Origin of the sequence: Moraxella caviae (assembly GCF_002014985.1) — a bacterium.
GTDB classification, from domain to species: domain Bacteria; phylum Pseudomonadota; class Gammaproteobacteria; order Pseudomonadales; family Moraxellaceae; genus Moraxella; species Moraxella caviae.
The window spans coordinates 42545-64414 of the sequence record NZ_MUXU01000035.1; the positions used below are offsets into that span (position 1 = coordinate 42545).

At 46.7% G+C, this 21870-nt stretch carries 21 protein-coding genes; 13 read left to right on the forward strand and 8 right to left on the reverse strand.

Features of this window, described 5'->3' with window-relative positions; translation table 11 throughout:
• Positions 1 to 67: 67 nt before the first annotated feature.
• From B0181_RS05740 to B0181_RS05750, 3 genes are all read left to right on the forward strand, one after another.
• Complete coding sequence (locus tag B0181_RS05740; protein ID WP_207384360.1) at positions 68 to 349, forward strand: SH3 domain-containing protein; 282 nt, start codon at positions 68 to 70, stop codon at positions 347 to 349.
• A 223-nt stretch (positions 350 to 572) separates the two neighbouring features.
• Positions 573 to 860, forward strand: coding sequence for an SH3 domain-containing protein (locus B0181_RS05745; protein ID WP_078276555.1), 288 nt, complete (start codon positions 573 to 575; stop codon positions 858 to 860).
• A gap of 160 nt (positions 861 to 1020) precedes the next feature.
• Positions 1021 to 2364, forward strand: coding sequence for a glyceraldehyde-3-phosphate dehydrogenase (locus B0181_RS05750; protein ID WP_078276556.1), 1344 nt, complete (start codon positions 1021 to 1023; stop codon positions 2362 to 2364).
• A gap of 84 nt (positions 2365 to 2448) precedes the next feature.
• Here the strand turns inward: B0181_RS05750 and B0181_RS12260 are convergent, their stop codons facing one another.
• The 3 genes from B0181_RS12260 to B0181_RS05765 form a co-directional block, all read right to left on the reverse strand.
• Positions 2449 to 2694, reverse strand: a complete 246-nt coding sequence (locus B0181_RS12260; protein WP_207384359.1) for a PIN domain-containing protein — start codon at positions 2692 to 2694, stop codon at positions 2449 to 2451.
• A gap of 146 nt (positions 2695 to 2840) precedes the next feature.
• Positions 2841 to 3056, reverse strand: a complete 216-nt coding sequence (locus B0181_RS05760) for a hypothetical protein (RefSeq protein ID WP_078276557.1) — start codon at positions 3054 to 3056, stop codon at positions 2841 to 2843.
• Positions 3057 to 3153: 97 nt separating this feature from the next.
• Positions 3154 to 3681, reverse strand: a complete 528-nt coding sequence (locus tag B0181_RS05765) for a GNAT family N-acetyltransferase (RefSeq protein WP_078276558.1) — start codon at positions 3679 to 3681, stop codon at positions 3154 to 3156.
• A gap of 227 nt (positions 3682 to 3908) precedes the next feature.
• Here B0181_RS05765 and B0181_RS05770 point away from each other — a divergent pair, with 227 nt between their 5' ends.
• From B0181_RS05770 to proB, 3 genes are all read left to right on the forward strand, one after another.
• Positions 3909 to 4499, forward strand: coding sequence for a hypothetical protein (locus tag B0181_RS05770; protein WP_078276559.1), 591 nt, complete (start codon positions 3909 to 3911; stop codon positions 4497 to 4499).
• Positions 4500 to 4634: 135 nt separating this feature from the next.
• Complete coding sequence (cgtA, locus tag B0181_RS05775) at positions 4635 to 5846, forward strand: Obg family GTPase CgtA (RefSeq protein WP_078276560.1); 1212 nt, start codon at positions 4635 to 4637, stop codon at positions 5844 to 5846.
• Between the two features lie 63 nt (positions 5847 to 5909).
• Complete coding sequence (gene proB, locus B0181_RS05780; protein ID WP_078276561.1) at positions 5910 to 7022, forward strand: glutamate 5-kinase; 1113 nt, start codon at positions 5910 to 5912, stop codon at positions 7020 to 7022.
• 95 nt (positions 7023 to 7117) lie between these two features.
• Here the strand turns inward: proB and B0181_RS12265 are convergent, their stop codons facing one another.
• The 5 genes from B0181_RS12265 to B0181_RS05805 form a co-directional block, all read right to left on the reverse strand.
• On the reverse strand, positions 7118 to 9010 hold the full coding sequence (locus B0181_RS12265; RefSeq protein WP_174900345.1) for a hypothetical protein: 1893 nt from the start codon (positions 9008 to 9010) through the stop codon (positions 7118 to 7120).
• Between the two features lie 375 nt (positions 9011 to 9385).
• Positions 9386 to 10645, reverse strand: a complete 1260-nt coding sequence (gene lpxB / locus B0181_RS05790; protein WP_078276562.1) for a lipid-A-disaccharide synthase — start codon at positions 10643 to 10645, stop codon at positions 9386 to 9388.
• Between the two features lie 145 nt (positions 10646 to 10790).
• Complete coding sequence (locus tag B0181_RS05795; protein ID WP_078276563.1) at positions 10791 to 11642, reverse strand: enoyl-CoA hydratase-related protein; 852 nt, start codon at positions 11640 to 11642, stop codon at positions 10791 to 10793.
• Positions 11643 to 11825: 183 nt separating this feature from the next.
• A complete protein-coding gene (locus B0181_RS05800; protein ID WP_078276564.1) occupies positions 11826 to 12533 on the reverse strand; it encodes a Smr/MutS family protein in 708 nt (235 codons plus the stop codon).
• Between the two features lie 240 nt (positions 12534 to 12773).
• Positions 12774 to 13868, reverse strand: a complete 1095-nt coding sequence (locus B0181_RS05805) for a 3-deoxy-7-phosphoheptulonate synthase (protein ID WP_078276565.1) — start codon at positions 13866 to 13868, stop codon at positions 12774 to 12776.
• 668 nt (positions 13869 to 14536) lie between these two features.
• Here B0181_RS05805 and B0181_RS05810 point away from each other — a divergent pair.
• The 7 genes from B0181_RS05810 (at position 14537) to uppS (ending at position 21859) form a co-directional block, all read left to right on the forward strand.
• Positions 14537 to 15526 (forward strand): polyprenyl synthetase family protein, encoded by a 990-nt coding sequence (locus B0181_RS05810; protein WP_078276597.1) that lies wholly within the window; start codon positions 14537 to 14539, stop codon positions 15524 to 15526.
• 54 nt (positions 15527 to 15580) lie between these two features.
• Entirely contained in the window at positions 15581 to 16513 is a 933-nt protein-coding gene (locus B0181_RS05815; RefSeq protein ID WP_078276566.1) for a hypothetical protein, read from the forward strand.
• A 187-nt stretch (positions 16514 to 16700) separates the two neighbouring features.
• Positions 16701 to 16952, forward strand: a complete 252-nt coding sequence (locus B0181_RS05820) for a putative hemolysin (protein WP_078276567.1) — start codon at positions 16701 to 16703, stop codon at positions 16950 to 16952.
• A 230-nt stretch (positions 16953 to 17182) separates the two neighbouring features.
• Positions 17183 to 19219, forward strand: coding sequence for a UvrD-helicase domain-containing protein (locus B0181_RS05825; protein ID WP_078276568.1), 2037 nt, complete (start codon positions 17183 to 17185; stop codon positions 19217 to 19219).
• A 283-nt stretch (positions 19220 to 19502) separates the two neighbouring features.
• A complete protein-coding gene (pyrH, locus tag B0181_RS05830; RefSeq protein ID WP_078276569.1) occupies positions 19503 to 20228 on the forward strand; it encodes a UMP kinase in 726 nt (241 codons plus the stop codon).
• Positions 20229 to 20288: 60 nt separating this feature from the next.
• A complete protein-coding gene (frr, locus tag B0181_RS05835) occupies positions 20289 to 20843 on the forward strand; it encodes a ribosome recycling factor (RefSeq protein WP_078276570.1) in 555 nt (184 codons plus the stop codon).
• Positions 20844 to 21112: 269 nt separating this feature from the next.
• Positions 21113 to 21859 (forward strand): polyprenyl diphosphate synthase, encoded by a 747-nt coding sequence (gene uppS / locus B0181_RS05840; protein WP_078276571.1) that lies wholly within the window; start codon positions 21113 to 21115, stop codon positions 21857 to 21859.
• Positions 21860 to 21870: the final 11 nt, after the last annotated feature.

Below are 21870 nucleotides of genomic sequence, written 5' to 3' on the forward strand. Positions count from 1 at the left end.
AAGAGCTCTCTTCTTTAAAATTTGGCAAGATGAGCGTGCTGATTATTTGGAAAATTAAGGAGTTTTTGTGAAATCTGTTATTAAATTATTTGCCGCTTCCGCTGTGGGTTTGTTGATGCTCACCAGCACTGCTTATGCGCAATCTTGCCGAGTGGCTGATCCGACTGGCACACCGTTGAATGTGCGTGCTAGTGTTCAAGGAAAGGTTATTGGCAAGCTGCCAAATCGTAAGGTGGTACACGTTTTGGATTATGATTATGACAGCAAAGGCCGTACATGGGCGTATGTCTCTTATGATTCAGGCAGACGTAGCGGCTGGGTGTTTCGTGAGTTCATCGCTTGCTACTGATTCAAAATCCGTTTTACCAACGAAAAAACCCAAGTCGTCTCTTGGGTTTTTTCGTTGGTGGGCGTGCCTGATGATGAAAAATTGATAGCTAAATCACGAATGCGCCAATAAAAAGCAGAAAATCTCATAAAATTCTTTAAAAACCCTTACCTTTTTCTGCATAATTTGATAAGATAGCGCATGAATGAGCCTGATTTGGGTTGTGATACATTAAGGATTTTTTATGAAATTTATGACAAAATTATTTGCCGCCAGCACTTTGGGCGTTATGATGTTTTCTAGTGTGGCTTATGCGCAGTATTGTGAAGTTGCTGACCCAACCAGCACGCTGCTAAACGTACGCCAAGGTGTTTATGGTAAAGTTACCGATAAACTGCATGACGGTCACGAAGTGGACATCATCCGCACAAGCTATGACAAAAAAGGCAAGCCGTGGGTGAAAGTTAGCTATTGGAAAGGCGGCGATTACCGCGAAGGCTGGGTGTATCGCAACTATCTGAAGTGCTACTGACCGACACATTATCAAAATATAAAATATCTCCATTTTTCAAAAAAATAATCCTTGCCAATGCGCCCATTTTGTTTTACAATTTGGGCGTTTTGTTGGTTTATCGGCAGATGAGCCAATGATTTGATTATTCTCACAAGGTTCTTTAAAAGGAAAATTTCCCATGTCAAGCCTGTACGAATCTCATCTTAGCACTCGCAAAACTCAAGAAAATGACGCTGTTGCCCTGATTGTGGCATTGTCAGCACTTGCCAACCGTGGCGTGAACACCCTGTTTTTGGGCAAGCGCATCGCCCTAGACGTGGCAGGCATCATCGCCTTGCATGACGACAATGGCGTGGCACTTGGCGATACTTTGGCATTGGTGCAGGCATTGGTGGCAGCAGACGTGGCAAATACCAGCATTGACATCGCCCAAGCAGTAAAACAAGGCAAAACCGCCACTGATTTCACCAGCGGTACTGCCGCAGCGACAACAGACGTGGTGCTGTACGGCTTTGGTCGCATTGGTCGCATTTTGGCACGCCTATTGATGAGCCGTCCTGCGTCTGATAAGGGCTTGCAACTAAAAGCCATCGTAGTGCGCCCAGCAGGCGAAGGCGATCTTGCCAAGCGTGCAAGTTTGCTTGAGCGCGACAGCGTACACGGCTGGTTCAATGGCTCTGTAGTGGTGGACGAAGCCAATGGCGGCATGATTGTCAATGGCCGCTTTATCAAAGTCATCTACGCAGCCGACCCATCAGAAGTGGATTACACCGCACACGGCATCAATAACGCCATCATTATTGACAACACGGGCAAATGGAAAGATGAAGCAGGTCTTGGCAAGCATTTGCAATCAAAAGGCGCTGCCAAAGTGCTTTTGACCGCACCAGCCAAAGGCGAGATTAAAAACGTCGTTTATGGCGTAAATCACGACACCATCGGCGGCGACACCATCGTATCAGCAGCAAGCTGCACCACCAACGCCATCACGCCAACACTAAAAGTATTGCATGACGCTTTTGGCATCGTAAACGGACACATGGAAACGGTACATGCATTCACCAACGACCAAAACTTGGTGGATAACTACCACAAAGCCGACCGCCGTGGCCGTGCTGCACCGCTAAACATGGTGATGACCAGCACAGGCGCAGCGTCTGCAGTTTCTAAGGCGATTCCAGAGCTAAAAGGCAAGCTGACTGGCAACGCCATTCGTGTGCCAACGCCAAACGTATCTTTGGCAATTTTGAACCTAAACTTTGATAAAGCGGTTGGTACAGCAGACGAGCTAAATGCTTTCATCAAATCAAAAGCCGACAGCCAAGAATGGCAAGAGCAAATCGACTACTCAGACAGCCCTGAAGCGGTTTCTACCGACTTTGTAGGTTCTGAAAAAGTGGCGATTTTTGATGCCGAAGCCACCATCGCCGCCGACAAACGCGCCACTTTGTATGTGTGGTACGACAACGAAATGGGCTACAGCACGCAGGTAATCCGTGTGGCAGAAGAAATGGCGAAGTAATCGCTATTCACCCATTAAAAAAGAGCTGAATTTTTCGGCTCTTTTTTGTTTTTGGGGTTGTGTCAAGTTGAAATGCTTGTTTGGTTAGGAAATGTAAATTAGTCCGTGCTTTTGATATAGGGCGTTTTTATCGTCTTGAGAGATGAAAATAAGGTTTTGTTTAATGCTTTGCCAAATTAGCAGTCTATCAAAAGGGTCTTTGTGTTCTCTGGGTAAAAGATGGTTGGTGGGGATAATGGCGTTATCCAGCGGAAAACAGACTAAAAAACTGCCCAAAATTTCTTGATAAAATTCATCGGGTGTTACGCCTTGTAGGTGTAGTTTGCCCAAAGCGTATTTTATGTTGATTTCCCACAGGCTGATAGGGCTGTAAAAAATTTCGTTATTTTTATCCAGTAATATTTGCTGGACGCGATGATTGATGTTGTCAGGATTGATAAAAGCTCACAACAAAAAATGCGTATCCAATAAGAATTTCACAAAGATTCACCAATCAGTGTTTCATCGTCAATTTCCCAGTCCTTGGCAAAAGTTACGCTGGCTTTATGCGCCAATGTGCCAAGCTGTCTGGGCTTGTCGGCAGAGTTATTCTGAGTAAGTAGATGAATGAGTGTGAATTTTTGCTCGTCATTTAATGCGTGCAAAGTGGGTAAAATGTGCTGCACAGACGGTGGTAAGGCGCTTGCTTGCATAATACTCCCTTATTGGTGAATTTGTTAAGCTGCTTTCATTGTAGCAAATTTGCTGTCTTTTTCAAGAAAATTAGACATTTGCCAATTTTGCCATCAATCACACCACCACCCAATACCGTCTCATGGTGCGTGTGGGTGTGCGCACGGTGTTTTCTAGCACGCCGCCGTTTTTCTCAATCACGCGTGCCGAAGCCAAATTACGCTCATCACAGCAAATCAGCACCTTGTCTAAGCCGATTTTTGGGCAGTATTGCAAGGCGAATTGCAGCATGGTGCTGGCAATGCCGCCGCCCCAAAATTCTGGGTGCGTGCTATAGCCAATGTGTCCGCCCTCACGCAATAAAAACTCATTTAGGGCATGGCGAATACTAATCACACCGACCAGTCGGTTTGTTTTATCAAAAGCAAAAAAGCAACTTTCATCAATCTTAATAAACGAACCGTCTGGCGCAGGCGTGCCAGCAGGCGCATGATAAAAATCCAGCCACGCTTCAAAGCTGTCAAACAGCTCAAAGTACACGCCGTGCAGTCCAAGGTTACGCTCGGCAAAAGCATCCGCAAACGCTAAAAACTGCGCCTTGTCGGCAAGCGTTGGCGGGCGTAAATGTAAAAGTTGGTCGGTCATGGTGGTGAAATTTTGTGATGGGTTTGTGAAGGTTAATTTATCATGAATGGTGGAGAAATGCTATGGGTAATCGCTGTGTTATGCCATTGCTGTATTTTTTAAATCGCTAATAGTATTTGTCATTTTGCATTCTATTTACTGAATTAAATTTTAAATAAAAGCACTTGCAAAAAATCTCGGGGGGGGGGTAAGATAAGGCGTGTTCTAGGTAAATAAAGGTGTATGTGATGAAAACAAAAGTAATGGCACTTGGTATGGCGGTTGCAATGTCGCTTGCAGCTATGGAGTCTCAAGCCAGCTTTTGGGATAAAGTTGGGCAAGGCTTGGGTGTGGTAAATAAAACGCTGGGCGTTATCACTGGTAACACAGCAACCACCGAGAGCCATCGGAGCGACAAAGTCTTTGCAAGAGCATCCGATACTCAGCTTGAGCAGATTGCCAAGGTGGTGCAAACTCGCACAGGGCGCGCAGATATTGACCAAACGCTTAATGAAGCGCAGGATAATATTTTTGAGATGATTTTAAAAGCATCTTGCTCGGATAATTGGAGATTGAATTTTGGCAGAATACAGTCGCCAGAAGAAGAATGGTTAAGCAGAGACGGCGTTGGTTCAAAAATGGTTCACCATCCAAAAGACAGATGTGCAACCGTGCAAAGCATGGGTTCTTTTGCCAAACCTGCAAAAAACATCATAGAGTTTAAAATCATCTACGCTTCGGATATTTCAGGGGAAGCTAATTCTTGTAAGGCGAAGCTAAGAGATCAATATGGCACTGGAGAGTGGCTGGTTTCAGAACATTTTTGCACTTGGAACTAATGTTTGTTACAAAAAAGCGATTGGTATTCAATCGCTTTTTTGTATTTTGCATGAGTAGATGTTGGCTTTATCTCGTTTAGTCAGTAAATTTATGCTACAATATCCGCAATTTAATCAGTTTTTTGAGTATACAAAATGCGTTTTATTGATGAAGCAGTAATCAGCGTCAAAGCAGGCGATGGTGGTAATGGTGTGGTGAGTTTTCGCCGTGAAAAATTTGTCCCAAAAGGCGGCCCTGATGGCGGCGATGGCGGCAAAGGCGGCAGCGTGTACGTTGTGGCGGACGACAACACCAACACTTTGGTGGATTTTCGTTACACGCGTAAATTTGAAGCCAAGCGCGGCGAAAACGGCAGCGGCAAAAACTGTACTGGTAAAGGTGCGGACGACATTTACCTGCACGTGCCTGTGGGGACGACCATCATTGACACCGACCTTGATTTGGTGATTGGTGATTTGACCGAAATCGGGCAAACTGTACTGGTGGCAAAAGGTGGCGATGGCGGCTTTGGCAACACACGCTTTAAAACCAGCACCAACCAAGCCCCAAGAAAAGCTACACCGGGTTTTGCAGGTGAATTTAAAAATTTAAAACTTGAGCTAAAAGTGGTGGCGGATGTGGGCTTGATTGGCTTGCCGAATGCAGGCAAATCCACGTTCATTCGCCAAGTTTCTGCCGCCAGACCAAAAGTTGCCGATTATCCGTTCACCACACTTGTGCCAAACTTAGGCGTGGTGGACGTGGGCGTGCATCAGTCTTTTGTGATGGCGGACATTCCGGGTTTGATTGCGGGTGCGTCTGATGGTGCAGGGCTTGGCATTCGCTTTTTAAAGCACGTTGCTCGTACGCGCCGCTTGTTGCACATCGTGGACGTCAAGCCGATTGACGGCAGCGACCCTGTGGATAATGCCAACGTGATTTTAGACGAATTGGCGAAATTTTCTGCCGAACTTTCCAAATTGCCACAGATTTTGGTGCTGAATAAAATTGACCAAATCCCAGAAGATGAGCGCAACGCCGTGTGTACCGACATCGTGGCACGACTTGGCTGGACGGGTATGGTGTTTCGCACCGCAACCATCAGTGGCGAAGGCGTGGACGCCATCAAGCACCATTTGATGCAAGCGATTGAAGATGAGCGTGAGCGTGAAGAAAGCGATCCGATTTTTGCCGAAGAGCAAGCCGAGCGTTTCGCCCGCCTAGAAGAAGAAGTGCGCCACAATACCGAAATCCAAAAAGAAGCCTACCGTGCGCGCCGCAAAGCCGAGCGTGAAGGCGTGGCGGACGATGACGACGACTGGAACGAAGACGATTATGATGTGGCGGTGGAGTATGTGCGTGAATGATTTGCGTACCGCGCACATTTGACGCATCTTACAGCTTGGCAATCTTTTATTTGTGGCAGGATTATGACTTCTTTAAAGCGCATTGTCGTAAAAATCGGCTCATCACTACTCACCAATAACGGACGTGGGCTTGACCGCACCGCCATTTACGAATGGGCGCGGCAAATCGCTGTGTTGCACGCGCGCGGCATTGAGGTGGTGCTGGTGTCTAGCGGGGCGGTGGCTGAAGGCGTGGTGCGCATGAATTTGCCCGAGCGTCCCAAAAAACTTGCCGCCTTGCAAGCCTGTGCGTCCATTGGGCAGATGGGACTGATTGAAACGTGGTGGCAGGCGCTGATTCAAAAAGGCGTGCAGTCATCACAAATTTTGCTTACGCACGATGATTTGGCGCACCGCTCACGCTACCTAAACATCAGCCAAACCGTCAATCAACTGGTGGAATGGCGTGTCGTACCTGTGATTAACGAAAACGACACCGTGTCTTATGGTGAGATTAAATTTGGCGATAATGACACGCTTGGGGCGATGAGTGCCACGATGGTGGGTGCGGATTTGTACATCATTTTGACCGACCAAGAAGGCGTATTTACCGACAATCCACGCACCAATCCTAACGCCAAGCTGATTCAAAGCGAGCGGGCGATGGCGGATTATCTGTTTGATGTGGCGGGCGATGGCGGCAAGTGGGGCAGTGGTGGTATGCTGACCAAAATCCGTGCGGCACGTCTTGCAGCGATGGGTAATTGCCCAACCATCATCGCCAACGGCAAGGTGGAAAATGTCATCACAAGGCTGGCGGATGGTGAAGTCATTGGCACACGTCTGACGGTAGATGGCGCGGATAAACTCATTGCCAAAAAACAATGGCTGGCTTCGCACATTCGCATGAAAGGCACGCTGGTGGTAGATGCAGGTGCGGCAGGTGCGATTGTGGATAAGCAAAAATCACTGCTGCCTGTGGGCGTGATTGATGTGCAAGGCGACTTTGATGCAGGCGACGTGGTGGAAATTGTCAGCCCTGACAAGGTGCGCATTGCGGTGGGGCAAGCTGGTTTTAATGCACAGGACGCCAAAAAAATCACCCAGCAGCACACCGCCGAAGTGCTGCAAATCCTAAATCTGACCGACACTGATAAAGCGGTGATGGTGCATCGTGATGAGATGGCGGTGCTGTGATTTAATGTAAATCTTGCAAACCATTATTAAAAGTAAAACCACAAAAAACAAACGCACGACTAAAAAGTGGTGCGTTTGGTTTTTTCGGATTTAGATTATGCGGATTTGCGAACTTGAGCTAAAGTTACTCGATAACTAGAGCGTCTTGAGCGCCAAACTTCTTTAAGCCACATCAGATTTTCATCTTCTGGTGGTTGCTCTTTTGGCTCTTCTTCTTTTAACATATCTTCTAAAACTTGCTCAACACCATCAGAGATCTGATCTAGATTTGGTAGCAAGATGTGCGGTCTGTTTCTGGCAATTTCCTCTACCAATGGTTCAATCAAGTCATTGGCAAAATCATATTGCGATGGAGCAGCGTGCATATCGCGCAGTACATCTATTGTCAAAATACCAGCCAGCTCGTCCAAGATTTGAGTAGCTTCACTTTCAGACAATAGATAATCTTCTGCCAACTGGGTAAATACCTCTCCCAAAATGGCTTGCATTTTTTTGCTGTCATCTTCAATTATGCTGTCCATCACAACAGATGAGACTTTACTAGCGGCAGCACCACCGCCAAGAGAACCTATTATTCCCCCAAGAATCCCGCCAGCGGCTGTGCCAATGCCGGGAATAAAGCTACCCAAGGCTGCACCTGTGGCTACGCCACTTGCCCAGCCAGCCGTACCAGCCGCCACGCCAACTCCTGTATTGATGACATTTTTAAATACTTGTGCGCCTGATACTCTGCCTTGAAACATACGAAATAAATCTACTGATGACAAAACAGTTACGGTAACTATACCAGTAACCGCATTGCCGCGTAACAGCTTGCTGGCACTGGTTTTTGCAGCTGCGCCGTAAACTGGTTTGCTGCCTATACGTACGCTATTTGCGATTCTGGCGGCATTTTGAGCGCCCATTTTCGCAATGATAAAATCAGTGGCGGGTCTTAACGCTTGTACAGCGCCTGTTCTGCCAAGTTGAGCGGTTGCGATGCTGGATATCCAAGTGATACCGCCTACTTTAATGCCTTCATTACAAGCGGTTTTTAGAGCGACATCAAAGTCTTCGCCTGACCACATGGTACGAGCAAAGCAGATGGCGGACGTAATACACATTGCTGTGCCTGCCAGTTTTACACCATTGGCTGCGTCATAGGTTAGGCTTTCAATGGTGCCAAATCTTGCAATATTTCTTGCTTGTGCATAAGTAAAAGGACTTGCTTTGATGGTTTCTTCAGCCATGGTTTCGGCTGTTTGCTGAATTTCGCTTGGTGTCATGTTAGACACATCGATAACCTGTCCTTTTTTGATGCGTTCAATAAAGGCTAGTTTGGCTGATTCAGCAAAGTCTTTCGGTACTTCAATTTGCATAGGCTTGCCATTATCAGCCCAATAGCGAAATTTACCATTTTCAAAACATTCGCTAATGCATTTACTACCACTACTGCAAAATTTAGTTTGAATTTGCACGCCATTTACTAAGCGATCTGCGCCATTTTTTGCATTGTCGCCGCCTACGATTTGTGCATTTTTGCCAGTGGCAGTATCATATAGATGATTGGCTTTTTCAGCTGCAAAACCATGCCCGCGCGACGCATTTAATACCACATTGTCAGAAAAATTTTCAGCCGACATTAGACTGCCTGCTGTCGTGCCCGGAATATGCTCTGCTTTTAGGGCTGCTTGTCTTGATGAGAGATTGGGCGCTGTATCATCAGTAAGATTTCCAGTTGATAGCAAAGAACCTGCAATAGAGCCAATTATTTGCGCTGCTTGTGCTGTTTGTGATCGCTCTGTGCTATCCAAAACCTCTATGATTTCTATTCCGTCAAACAGATCTTTAAGGGTGGCATTTATCCCCTCTTTAAATGTTAAATGGGCGGCAATGCGACCTATAATTTGGTCAACATCTTCGGAATCATACTTGCTTTTAGACACTTCAATTTCACGCAGTACGTCATTAAATCTGTAGCGAATCAAAACCTTTTCTTCAGCTTGCATATAAAACTTCCATTAAGTTTAATTAAATACAATATTAAATTTACAAAAGTACAATCTGTAAAATTTTATACCCATTCTACCCCCCCCTGTGAAAAGTCAAGCGTTTTTTGTGTCAATATTAATTTTCTTTTAATTTAACGCAATACACCGCCAAATAGGTTTGTGTTTTATTGATAAACATTTTGAAAATTCAATGACTTGTGCTGATAACGTATAATCAGTCATCAAACCAACTCATGCAACTTTCTGGAATTGTAAACTGAACAATTAAATCGATAAGCGTGCGGTAATCTAGCAAAGTGAAAAAACAGCAAGCACAATAAAAAGGGCTTAACTTTTACTAAGCTAAACCCTTGATTTTGTTAAATTTTAAGATTAAGTGTGGTTTGATTGCTGCTTGTGATAATGCGCCATGACTGCAGTGGCAGGGTCTTGCGCGCTTAGGTTTCTGGTAAGTTCGCTGAGTTTGGCAAGATTATCCGCCTGCTCACTTTGGCGCACGGCAGCGATGTGGCTGGCGATATTTTTGGGCGTAGCGGCGTGCTGCAAAAGCTCTGGCACGATGGCAGAGCCGAACGCTGGATTGGCATTCGCCAAGATGTTCGGCAAAGAGACGTACGGCACTTTCACCAAGCGTTTGGCGATGGCATAAGTAACAGGCGCAACCTTATATACCACGACCATCGGTGCGTGCAGCAGCATGGCTTCAAGCGTGGCGGTGCCTGAAGCCAGCACGGTAATATCGCTTGCTGCCATGGCGGTTTGGCTGATGTTTAGACCATAAGGTTTGGTGAAATTGCCATCGTCATAAATCACCTGCAAGCGCGCGGCAAGCGCAGGCGTGTGCGTGGCAACGAGCTGCGCCACAAGCTTGGCATGCTCACGGCTAATCACTGGCAACACCGCACAAAAATCCCGCAACTCATCACCGATTGGTGTCTCAAGGCTTAGGCGTTCAAGACTTGCCAAAAGCGTGGGCAAGATGGCGCTGATTTCGCTGGTGCGTGAGCCAGCCATGACGCAAATTTGTGGTGCGTTTAGCTTGGGTGTGTTTGACTTGCCTAAAATACCCAGCGTGTCGTACGGTTTTAGCGCATCTGCCAGCACGGCTTTATCAAAAGGCGGCGTGATTTTATCCAGTAAAGGGTGTCCTACGCAGATGGCAGGGTGCTGGTGCTTGGCATAAACGGGCAACTCAAAAGGAAATAGGCACAGCACCAAATCGGTGGCGGCTTTGATGGTGTGAATGCGATTTTCTCGCCACGCCCAAATGCTGGGGCTGACGTATTGCACGCAGTACACGCCTGTGGACTTAAGTGCTTTGCCAAGTCGCAGATTAAAATCTGGTGCGTCAATGCCGATAAAAATATCAATTTTTTCACGCTCAAACGCCGTCAAAATCTCTTTTTTAGCACGCAGTAAATCAGGCAAATGCTTCACCACTTCCACAAGTCCCATCACCGACAGCCGCGACATATCAATCACCGAAGTCAGACCTGCCTGCGCCATTTCACGTCCGCCAACGCCCACCCAGCGTACGTTTGGGTTTAGGGCGTTCATTTTTTTCATGAAATCTGCGCCAAGTGCGTCGCCAGAAATTTCACCTGCCACAATGCCAATGGTAAGTTTGTTCATAAGTTGCCTAGTGTGTTTTTGCCAAATCTTGAGTTTAAAATTGTGTGTATTGTACGGTTTTTGGGCGTGCTTGGCAAATGCACAAATCATCAAGGCGTTTAGCGTTTATTGAGTGCTGACAGGCAAAAATTGGGCGGATTATTATTTATCCGTCAAACTGGCTAAAATCCGCTGGACGTTTTTCACGAAAGGCGCTGATGGCTTCAAGCAATTCTTTTGAGCGCAGCCGCTCTAAAAATACTTCGCCTTCTTTGTCTATGCACGCCAAAGTTTCGTCTAAGTCTTGGCGCAGCAGGCGTTTGCTGGCGGTGAGCGCACTCATGGGCAAGGCGGCAAGCGCACGCGCGGTATTTTGGGCGTGTTCGTACACGTCAGTGTCATGTGTGATGTGCGAAATCAGTCCGTAGTCTTTGGCGAGTGCTGCGTCAAATTTTTTGGCGCAAAACAGCAGCTCACAAGTGCGCAAATAGCCAATTTGCTGTGTCATTAGCCGTGTCATGCCTGCTTCTGGCGTCAAGCCTAGGCTGACAAAAGGCAGGGCAAACACCGCCGTGTCATCACAATACACAAAATCAGCGTGGCACAAAATTGTCGTACCAATGCCAATCGCCACGCCTTTGATGGCAATGATTAAGGGCTTACTCAGCGTGGCAGCAGCTTTAATAAAACGAAAGGCTGGCAAGGCGGCGTCTTTGATGTCAGACATTTGGCTAAAAGCGATGAACTCATCAAGGTCATTGCCTGCGGTGAAATCTGCGCCTGCACCACGCAAAATCACGTTTTTCACCTCTGGCGAGCGTTCGGCAAATTCCAAAGCGTGCGCCAAGTGTGCGTACAGCTTGCCGTACAAGGCGTTTTTGGCAGCAGGACGGTCAATCATCAAGGTCAAAACGCCAGCGTCCAGCGAAACCTTTAAATGCTCAAATGCCAAGTCATGCAAGTCTGTGCTATCTTCGGTAGAATTTGATGGGGTTTGGGGATTTGGCGCGCTATTCATAAATCGTCCTTAATTAAAAGTTATCCTTGAAACTGGTCGGCTTTTAGCATTAAAAACCAACCAGTCGGTTTTTATCAATTCGCCAAGTTTGGTGGCTAAGTTTTACGGCTAAGTTTGATAAAAAACTGAGCAAAAATCTGGTTGAAAAACTGGGCGAAAATCTAAGCGAAAAATTTAGCGCACCTAAGCGGTTGGCTGTGCTTTATTTTTCTTAAGCAGCACCAGCACCGCACCATTGCCGCCTTCATTGCTGGGTGCAGACACAAACGCCATGACTTGCGGCATTTGACGCAGCCAGCCATTGACGCAGGTTTTGATGATGGCGTCTGCGCCTTTGCCGTGCACGATTTTCACCACAGTTTCGCCATTTTGGCTGGCGATGCGCACCAGTTTTAGCACGGCATTTCTGGCGTCTTCAATGCTTGAGCCGTGCAAATCCACCGCATCGTACCAGCGCAATTTACCTTGCTTGAGCTGCTCAAACACTTTATTTTGCAGGCTTGGCTGCTTGTAGCTTAAAAAGGCTTCGCCCGCCACAGGGTTTAGTAGCGCTTGCATATCAGACAGCGCCACATCGCTAAAATCTTCACCGCCTTGGGCGTTGGCGCGGCGGTACAAGGCGTTGTCGTCCGTTTTATTGACTTTTTGCACCACGCTTTTTTCGTGCTTGAGAGGTTTTACGCCGTGCATGGCTTGCATAAATAGCACCATGTCCTCGCCCACAAGCTCGCTGTCAAATCGTTTGACCTGCTTTTCTATGTGTTTTTTGCTGGGTAGGGCGGTGGTTTGCTCGCCTTTTTCGTCTGCGTGGCTGGCCTTGGTTTTATTGCCACTCATTTGCTTGAGTTCGTTTTGTAAATCTTTGGAAAGTAAGTCTTTAAAAGTTGTCATGATTGTTGGTTGTTTTGTGAATAAATCGGTTGATAAATTGATTGGTAAAATGGTTGCTAATCGCTTGAAAAAATCGTGCGTTTTTTGGCTTAACTTTATCTAAACACCACAAGCGTTTTAAAGTTCATTTTGCAACATTAAGCCTTGATTATCAAGCCTTTTTTATCAAGTTTGGTTTTTAGGCATGAAATAAACGCCGAAAGCGGTGGCAATCGGCGTTGGAGTTGGTTGGGCTAAGTCTTAGCGGTTTGCCAAGTGTGGTTTTACAGCATTGGCAAATTCACGCAAGGTGTCTGCGGTGGCGTCCCAATCTAGGCAGCCGTCCGTTACCGATTTGCCGTATTCTAGCTGGCTTAGGTCGGCTGGAATGTTTTGGCGTCCGCCTTTTAGATGGCTTTCAATCATCAAGCCCATGATGGATTGGTTGCCGTTTTGGATTTGTCCTGCGATGTTTTGAATCACCATCGGCTGTAGGTACGGGTCTTTGCCAGAGTTGGCGTGGCTTGCGTCCACCATGATTTTGCCGTTGGTTTTGCCTTTGGCAAGCTCATCTTCGGCAGCGGCGATGGCGGTTTCGTCATAGTTTGGCTGATCGTTACCGCCACGCAGTACGACGTGGGCGTATTTGTTGCCGCGCGATTTGATGATGGATACTTTGCCATCTGATGACAGACCAAGGAAGCTGTGTCCTGATTTCACCGCTTGCATGGCGTTTACCGCCACCGTCATGCTGCCGTCCGTGCCGTTTTTAAAGCCGACAGGGCAAGACAGACCGCTGCTCATTTCACGGTGCGTTTGGCTTTCGGTGGTGCGCGCGCCAATGGCTGACCAGCTGATTAAATCTTGCATATATTGCGGTGTGTTTGGATCGAGCGCTTCGGTGGCGCATGGCAAGCCTTTTTCGTTCAAGTCCAAAAGTAGCTTACGCGCAAGCCCCAAGCCTTTTTCAATATCAAAGCTGTCGTCCATGTTTGGATCGTTGATTAAGCCTTTCCAGCCTGTCGTGGTGCGTGGTTTTTCAAAGTACACACGCATGACGATGAACAAATCGTCTTTTAGCTCATCGGCAAGCACGGCAAGTTTGTCGGCATATTCGTGTGCGGCTTTGACATCGTGAATTGAGCAAGGCCCAACCACCACCAAAATGCGCTTGTCTTTGCCATCTAGGATATTTTGAATGGTGGTGCGTCCGTGCAGCACGGTTTGATAAGCTGCATCAGAAAGTGGGTATTGTGCTTTTAGTTCGTCTGGAGTAATCAGCGGAATGAATTTTTCAATGTTCACGTCATCAATTTCTGCGTTATGGGTAGCATTATGGATAGTAGGCTGGCTCATGGCTGTTCCTGTTGTCAGTCTCGCTTCGCTTGTCATTTGCTTGCGTACGATTAAATTGTTGCTGTAAAGCAGTTTTTTGTAAAGCACATTATGCACACAAAGACGATACTTGACAAGACGTAATCGCACCGATTTACATAAATTTTTGAAATTTTCTTATAAAAAAGCCAAAATTCATTCCAAATTTTTATGATTACCCATAAAAAACGCAGCGTTTTTTCATTTGTACGCTGGTTTGTATCAGGATTTTTGGGCAATTTATCTAATAAGTGGATAAAGATAGCAAAAGAATGTATAAAGTAACAACTTGCGCATGATAAGCGACCATTTGCAAACTTTATCAAAAATTTATGAAAAAATCGTGAATATTTGCAAGCATTTATAGCATAAAAACTAAAACCAAAAATTAAAACCACCGCCAAAACATTCATTAAAAAGTGCGTGCATTAAAAGGTGCGTAAAATTTCTTTGAAAGAAAAACGCTGTCATTTTGCCTATTTTTTCGCCTTGTGGTATTATGGCAAGATTTTGTTGCGCATTTGCAAAACGTGCGCCGTGCAGTGATAAGTTTGACAAATGATACCGCCAAAATGCAGCAAAACGCTGGCTTGTGTGATGGCGATGAGAATTTTGTAGATTTTAGGTTTGTAAATTTAGTTGATGGGATTATGAGTATGACAACCAGTTATGCCGACATTCAAAGTATCGTGGCGGACGATTTTGCCATCATGGATAAGCAGGTATTTGGCAGTCTTAATTCAAAAGTGCAGCTGGTGATGAAGGTGTCTGAGCACGTCATCAACGCAGGCGGCAAGCGTATGCGTCCTTTGATTACGCTTTTGACCGCGCGAATGCTAAGCGATGTGCAAAGTGCGCAAGCGATGGAGCTGGCGGCAATCACCGAAATGCTGCACACGGCAACGCTTGTGCATGATGATGTGATTGACGCATCTGGGCTAAGACGTGGACGACCAACGGCAAACGCCACTTGGGATAACGCAACCGCTGTTTTGGTGGGGGATTATCTGATTGCCCGTTCGTTTAATTTATTAGTAGGATTTAATAATCTGCCGCTGCTTAAGCTGTTTTCTGATGGCACTTGCGACATTGCCGAAGGTGAAGTTTTGCAATTACAGCATCAACATAATCCTGAAACCACTGAGCATGATTATCTGCAAATCATTGACGGCAAGACATCGCGCCTATTTATGATGGCGACCAAAGGCGCTGCACTACTACAAGGGCGAGATGAGCTTTTGGACGATTTGGGTGCGTTCGCTTATCATTTTGGTAATGCGTTTCAGATGATTGATGATGTGCTGGATTTCACAGGCGATGCCGCGGTGATGGGTAAAAACTTGGGCGATGATTTGGCGGAAGGTAAGCCAACGCTACCAATCATCAAAACTTTAGAAATTCTTAAAAATAGCGATACGCAAAATTATGACAAATTGCGCATTGCGGTGCAAACGGGTAAGGTTCTGGACGCAGGTGAGTTGATTGCGCTGGTGCAGCAATCAGGTGCGCTGGATTATTGCAAAAAACGTGCGCTGGACGAAACCAAACTTGCCCAAGCTGCGCTAAGTAAATTACCAGAAAACCGCTATCGTGAAGGTTTGTATCTATTGACCGAGCTTGCCAGCGCGCGTTTGGTGTAATCTCAAACTTTAAAATAAAGCCAAGCGTCAAGCAGTGGCAACAGGTGGTGGGCGATGAATTTTTTGCTGATGGCGATTGCGGCATCGGTTTTGGTTTCGGTGTTTTTAAAGCTGGCTAGGCGTGCCGACCTTGACATTGCGCAGGCGATTTTAGTCAATTATGCGACAGCGCTTGTGCTGTGTTTGTGGTTTTTGCGCCCTGATTTTTCTGCCGAAGTATTGCGTGGCGCAGACTTTTGGCAAATGGGCGCGCCTGTGTTTTTGCTGTTGGGCGTGCTGCTGCCGAGCGTGTTTGTCATCATGGCAAAGGCGGTGGCGGTGGTTGGCATTGCCAAATCGGACGCAGCGCAGCGATTGGCGCTGTTTTTGCCAGTGATTGCCGCCTTTGTGCTGTTTGGCGAAGTGCTGACGGCATCTAAGGCGGTGGGCATTGCGCTTGCTTTTGTGGCTTTGTTGTGTTTGGTAACTAAACCTAATGCTAAACCCAGCACAAAACTTGCCAACGCTGCCAATACCAATAATTCATTAGCCGCCCATTCATCTGCGCAGCCCAAAACCACCACCAAAACCACCGCCTTGCTGCTGTTTGGCGTGTGGGTTGGCTATGGTGTGATTGATATTTTGTTCAAGCAGATGTCAAAGCTCGGCAGTGCTTTTTCGGTAACGCTGTTCATCTCATTTGCGCTGGCTTTGGTGCTGATGGCGGGGTATTTGCTTGCCAAGCGTACGGTGTGGCATGATGCAAGTCTGGCGGGTGGCGTACTGCTTGGGGCGCTAAATTTTGCCAATATTTTATTTTACATCAGAGCGCACCAAGTGCTAAGCGATGACCCGACGCTTGTATTTGTAGGCATGAATATTGGCGTGCTGACGCTGGGTGCGTTTGTTGGCGTGGCGGTGTTTGGCGAGCGCTTGGGCAGGCTTGCTTGGCTAGGCTTGGTTTTGGGCGTGGCAGCGATTTTTTGTTTGTTTTGGGGTGGGTTTTAAGGCGGAGATTTGCGTTCAATGTGAGCCAAATGATGGTTTGCAGTTTTGGTTCAAGCGAACGCTTAACATAAATTAAAACCTGCTTTTAAACGCTGGCGAACCTTTACCAACTTGGCTAAAACTCAACTTACAACCAATTTCAAACAGTTTGGCCTTTTAAAATATTAACAATCAACAAAGGTGCTTTATGAAAAAAGTAGCGATCATCACGGCAGCAGCGGCATTAAGCGCTTGTGCGACATCAAATCCTGCACAAAATACTGCACAAAACACAGATGTGGTTGGCGCGGTGAATCCAGCCAGCGAATTTTGCGTACAGCAAGGCGGTAAATTGCAAATCCAAAAAGACGCACAAGGTAATGAATATGGCGTGTGTCATTTGCCAAATGGAAAAGTGGTGGACGAATGGGAATTTTTTCGCCAGCACAGTGCGAAATGACCGCCAAGTGATTGATGTAGCGTGCAGACGGTAAGTTTTTAGTGGTTTTTCGCCAACATTATTCATGCTGTCTGTGTGCTTTTTGTCTTATGCTTATTTGGCTTGACTAAAATTTACGTCAGATATGACCGATGACGCTTCATTGAATGGGTTAAATATTTATAATTTATTAAAAATTATATAAATAAAATTTACAAATATATAAGACAAACAAAAAACAAGAGAGTATTATGAGCAAGCTAAATCCACGCCAGCAAGAAGCCCTTGCGCACGTTTCTGGGCCTTTGTTGGTATTGGCAGGCGCAGGCAGCGGCAAGACGAGCGTGATTACCCAAAAAATTGCCCATTTGATTGAAAACTGTAACGTGCCAGCCGAGCGCATTACGGCGATGACCTTTACCAATAAGGCGGCGCGCGAGATGAAGGCGCGTGTGCAAAAACTTTTGCCGCCTGAGCGCACGCGCGGCTTGACGGTGTCTACCTTTCACCAATTTGGCTTGCAGTTTTTACGCTATGAGCTGGTGAACACGCCGCTGAAGGGCAATTTTAGTATTATGGACAGCGATGACTCCAAGCGTCTTTTGTTGGAGCTGATGCAGCGTGATAACTTAAGCGGTGCGGAGAGTAGAGAGCTGGTTGGCAAGGCGATCAAGATGATTTCTGACTGGAAAAACGATTTGATTCCTCCAGAAGATGCTTTGCAGACGCTGAATGATCCAGAAGATGCGATGTTTGCGCATTTGTACGGGCTGTATGAGCGCAATTTGCGTGCGTATAATGCGGTGGATTTTGACGATTTGATTGTCCTGCCTGCCAAGATTTTAAAAGAAAATACCACCGTACGTGACAAGTGGCAAAATCGCATTCGCTATCTTTTGGTGGACGAATACCAAGACACCAACACCGCACAGTACGAGCTGATTAAGCTACTTGTCGGTGTGCAGGCGCGCTTTACGGTGGTGGGCGATGACGACCAATCCATCTATGCGTGGCGTGGCGCAAAACCTGAAAACATGGCGCTGCTTAAGCAAGATTTTCCAAAATTGCACGTTGTCAAACTTGAGCAAAACTACCGCTCCACCAATCGCATTTTGCACGCGGCAAACTCCGTCATCACCAATAACGAGCATATTTTTGAAAAATCGCTGTGGTCGGATAAAGGCGAAGGCGAGCAAATTCGTGTGATTACTTGCCCTAATGATTTGGACGAAGCCGAGCGTGTTGCCAAAGAAATCGTGGCGCACCGTTTGCGTAACGGCAATCAGTGGGAGCAATATGCGGTGCTGTATCGCAGTAATTTTCAAGCGCGCGTGCTAGAAACCGAGCTGCGCCAGCTTGACGTGCCTTATAAACTGTCTGGCGGTACGTCATTTTTTGCACGCACCGAAATCAAAGACGTGATGAGCTATTTGCGCATCATTTTAAATCCTGATGACGATGCGGCATTTTTGCGTATTATTAACACGCCTAAGCGTGGCATGGGTTCGGCAACGCTAGAAAAACTTGGCTTACTTGCCCAAGAATACAGCATTTCGCTGCTGTCTGCGTGCAGTCATGCAGGGCTAAAAGCAGCGGTGGGTAATAAGGCAAGCCATACGTTGCAAGACTTTGCGGAGTTTATTGAGCGTTATACGCGTGATTTGTACGACAATCCAGACCCAATGCCGCTGGTGCGCCAGATGATTATGGAAACGGGCTATATTGATTTTATCAAAGAAGACAGCAAAACACCACAACAAGAAAAAAACCGCCTTGATAACATTGAAATGCTGTACACCAGTATTCAAAATCTCATCAATCGTGCCGAAGACGATGACGAAAAGAGCATTGAAGCGGTGATTCGTAAACTGGTGCTGCTTGATATGCTGGAGCAGCAGCAAGAAGAAGAAAATACCAATAAAGTCAATCTGATGACGCTGCACGCCGCTAAGGGGCTTGAGTTTGACTATGTGTACATTATTGGCGTGGAAGAAGAGATTTTGCCGCACCGCAATTCTATGATGGCTGACACCATTGAAGAAGAGCGGCGCTTGATGTATGTGGGCATTACGCGCGCAAGGCTTGAGCTGACGCTGCTTTTGGCGCAAAAACGCCGTGCTGGCAAGGATTATAAAATGACCACGCCATCACGCTTTTTGGACGAGCTGCCATTAGAGCACGTCAATTATCCCGGCAAGCGTGGCGCAGCACAAAAAGACCCAAAACAAGTGGCGCAGGATTATCTGGCGAACATTCAAGCCATGCTGGCGGCAAAAAGACGCGGCTGATTGCTGGCGGAGTGTTGAGCGGTCGTGGTTTGGCTATTGATTGGCGAATGGCGTAAGGTTTATAAAAACAGGGCAAGTTGGCGTGATTTATTAAAACATCGCCAACATATCGTAAAAGCCATAAAATCACCAAACTTTAGCCAAAAATCCGTGAACAATCCGTCAAAATCCACCAAATTTTTGGCAAAATTTCATCAAATTATACATCGTGGGTAAAATGTGCTAAAATTAGGCAAATTTTCCTACGATGGCGTAGGTGCGCAATTCACATCTTGGGGGCGTTATGTCTGACAAAAATCCAAAATTTTCTCGTATTTTGCTCAAACTTTCTGGCGAAGCCTTGGCAGGCGGCAAGGATATGGGTATTGATGCCAATATTTTAGACCAGATGAGTCTGTCTATTGCGCACTTGCGTGGGCTTGGCGTGCAGGTAGGTATTGTTGTGGGCGGTGGTAACTTGTACCGTGGCAGCACCCTACAAAAGCAAGGCTTGGTAGGGCGTGTAACTGGCGATCAGATGGGTATGTTGGCAACGGTCATGAACGGACTTGCCATGCGTGATGCGCTGGTGCGCCGTAACATCAAAACTCGCCTGATGTCAGCACTGAATATCTCTACCATCGGTGAGCAGTATTCTAGCCGTGAAGCCATTCGCCATCTGAATAACGGTGAAGTGTGTATTTTTGTGGCAGGTACGGGCAATCCGTTTTTCACCACCGACACCGCAGCGTGCTTGCGTGGCATTGAGATTGAAGCAGGCTTGATTCTAAAAGCCACGAAAGTTGATGGCGTATATGACAAAGACCCAAGCGTTCATGCTGATGCGGTAAAATACGACAGCCTAAGTTTTGATGAAGTGCTGGAGAAAAAATTGGGCGTGATGGATTTGACCGCCATCGCCTTGTGCCGTGAGCATAACGTGCCATTGCAGGTGTTTGACATGAATAAGCCAAACGCATTATTAAACGTGGTGATGGGTGAAGCGGAAGGTACTCGAGTTTACCACTGATGGCTTGTCATTGCAGGTAAACCACGCCAAAACACATTTTAAATTTAAAAAGGAAAACTTATGATTAACGACATCAAAAAAGATGGCGAAAGCCGTATGCAAAAATCCCTAGAAGCCTTGGAAAATGCGTTTGCCAAATTGCGTACAGGGCGTGCGCATCCGGGAATTTTGTCAGGGGTGATGGTGAGCTATTATGGCTCTGATATGCCGCTAAACCAAGTGGCAAGCATCAACGTAGAAGACAGCCGCACGCTTTTGGTACAGCCGTTTGACCGCTCTATGGTGCAGGCGGTGGATAAGGCGATTCGTGAAGCGGATTTGGGTCTAAATCCAATGACCGCAGACGTGATTCGTGTGCCAATGCCAGCTTTGACCGAAGAGACACGCCGTGATATGCAAAAATTGGCACGTTCGGACGCTGAGCAGGCGCGCGTGTCTGTGCGTAACATTCGCCGTGATATGTTGCACGACATCAAAACTTTGGTGAAAGACAAAGAAATTTCAGAAGATGATGAGCGTCGTGCAGGTGATGACATTCAAAAACTGACCGATAAATTCATCGGCAATATTGACGCACGCCTTGAGAAAAAAGAAGCTGAATTGATGGAAGTGTGATACACATCAATGCGCTTGGCAAGGTTGGGTGAGTGCCTAGCCTTGCTTTTGGATTGTGCGCACATTTTTGCGCAAGATTTTGTGTTGTGCTAAAAAATTGGATGTGCGCAAGATTTAGATTTGCACAAAAGCTTGTGTATAATTTGTCGGTTTATTGTGTAATGATTGATAGACCGCAGTGATAATTTTTAGCTTTTAACCCCATCAATACCGCCTGACGCATTGTCAAGGCAAATTGATTGGATTGCATTGTTTAACCGTTTGATACCATGCCACATTCTACCACGCCACGCCACATCGCCATCATCATGGACGGCAATAATCGCTACGGCAAAGCTCACGCCTTGCCAACTGGCGCAGGACACGTCAAGGGCAAAGACGCGCTTGATCCGATTGTGGAGCATTGCTTGGAAAAAGGCGTGCAAGTATTGACGGTGTTCGCTTTTTCGTCTGAAAACTGGGCAAGACCCAAGGTGGAAGTGGATTTGCTGATGGATTTGCTTGCCAAAAGCATCAATGAGCAAATCCCACGCATGGATAAATACCAAGTGCGCTTGCGTTTTATTGGCGATCGCAGTGGGCTGAGTGCGGATTTGGCGCAGCTGATGGCGCAAGCAGAAGCGCAGACGGCACATTTTACACGCATGACTTTGGTGATTGCCATCAGCTATGGCGGGCAGTGGGACATTGCCAATGCTGCCAAAACTTTAGCCCAAAAGGTGGCGGCGGGCGAGATGGCAGGCGATGACATCAGCGTGCAAACCATGGCAGAGCAAATGGCGCTGGCTGACTGTCCGCCTGTGGATATGCTGATTCGCACAGGCGGTGAGTACCGTATTTCTAATTTTTTGCTGTGGCAAGCGGCTTATGCGGAGCTGTTTTTCACGCCAACGCTGTGGCCTGAATTTGGCACGGCGGAGCTTGATGAAATGATGGCGCAGTTTGCCAATCGTGAGCGGCGTTTTGGCAAGACCAGCGAGCAAGTTCAAGGCAAGCAAGTGGCAAATGAGCGGTAATTGAGCGGTGA

Coding starts and splice junctions, on each gene's coding strand:
- B0181_RS05745 (WP_078276555.1), top strand. CDS start 573: ATGAAATTTATGACAAAATTATTTGCCGCCAGCACTTTGGGCGTTATG.
- B0181_RS05750 (WP_078276556.1), top strand. CDS start 1,021: ATGTCAAGCCTGTACGAATCTCATCTTAGCACTCGCAAAACTCAAGAA.
- B0181_RS05760 (WP_078276557.1), bottom strand. CDS start 3,056: ATGCAAGCAAGCGCCTTACCACCGTCTGTGCAGCACATTTTACCCACT.
- B0181_RS05765 (WP_078276558.1), bottom strand. CDS start 3,681: ATGACCGACCAACTTTTACATTTACGCCCGCCAACGCTTGCCGACAAG.
- B0181_RS05770 (WP_078276559.1), top strand. CDS start 3,909: ATGAAAACAAAAGTAATGGCACTTGGTATGGCGGTTGCAATGTCGCTT.
- cgtA (WP_078276560.1), top strand. CDS start 4,635: ATGCGTTTTATTGATGAAGCAGTAATCAGCGTCAAAGCAGGCGATGGT.
- proB (WP_078276561.1), top strand. CDS start 5,910: ATGACTTCTTTAAAGCGCATTGTCGTAAAAATCGGCTCATCACTACTC.
- B0181_RS12265 (WP_174900345.1), bottom strand. CDS start 9,010: ATGCAAGCTGAAGAAAAGGTTTTGATTCGCTACAGATTTAATGACGTA.
- lpxB (WP_078276562.1), bottom strand. CDS start 10,645: ATGAACAAACTTACCATTGGCATTGTGGCAGGTGAAATTTCTGGCGAC.
- B0181_RS05795 (WP_078276563.1), bottom strand. CDS start 11,642: ATGAATAGCGCGCCAAATCCCCAAACCCCATCAAATTCTACCGAAGAT.
- B0181_RS05800 (WP_078276564.1), bottom strand. CDS start 12,533: ATGACAACTTTTAAAGACTTACTTTCCAAAGATTTACAAAACGAACTC.
- B0181_RS05805 (WP_078276565.1), bottom strand. CDS start 13,868: ATGAGCCAGCCTACTATCCATAATGCTACCCATAACGCAGAAATTGAT.
- B0181_RS05810 (WP_078276597.1), top strand. CDS start 14,537: ATGAGTATGACAACCAGTTATGCCGACATTCAAAGTATCGTGGCGGAC.
- B0181_RS05815 (WP_078276566.1), top strand. CDS start 15,581: ATGAATTTTTTGCTGATGGCGATTGCGGCATCGGTTTTGGTTTCGGTG.
- B0181_RS05820 (WP_078276567.1), top strand. CDS start 16,701: ATGAAAAAAGTAGCGATCATCACGGCAGCAGCGGCATTAAGCGCTTGT.
- B0181_RS05825 (WP_078276568.1), top strand. CDS start 17,183: ATGAGCAAGCTAAATCCACGCCAGCAAGAAGCCCTTGCGCACGTTTCT.
- pyrH (WP_078276569.1), top strand. CDS start 19,503: ATGTCTGACAAAAATCCAAAATTTTCTCGTATTTTGCTCAAACTTTCT.
- frr (WP_078276570.1), top strand. CDS start 20,289: ATGATTAACGACATCAAAAAAGATGGCGAAAGCCGTATGCAAAAATCC.
- uppS (WP_078276571.1), top strand. CDS start 21,113: ATGCCACATTCTACCACGCCACGCCACATCGCCATCATCATGGACGGC.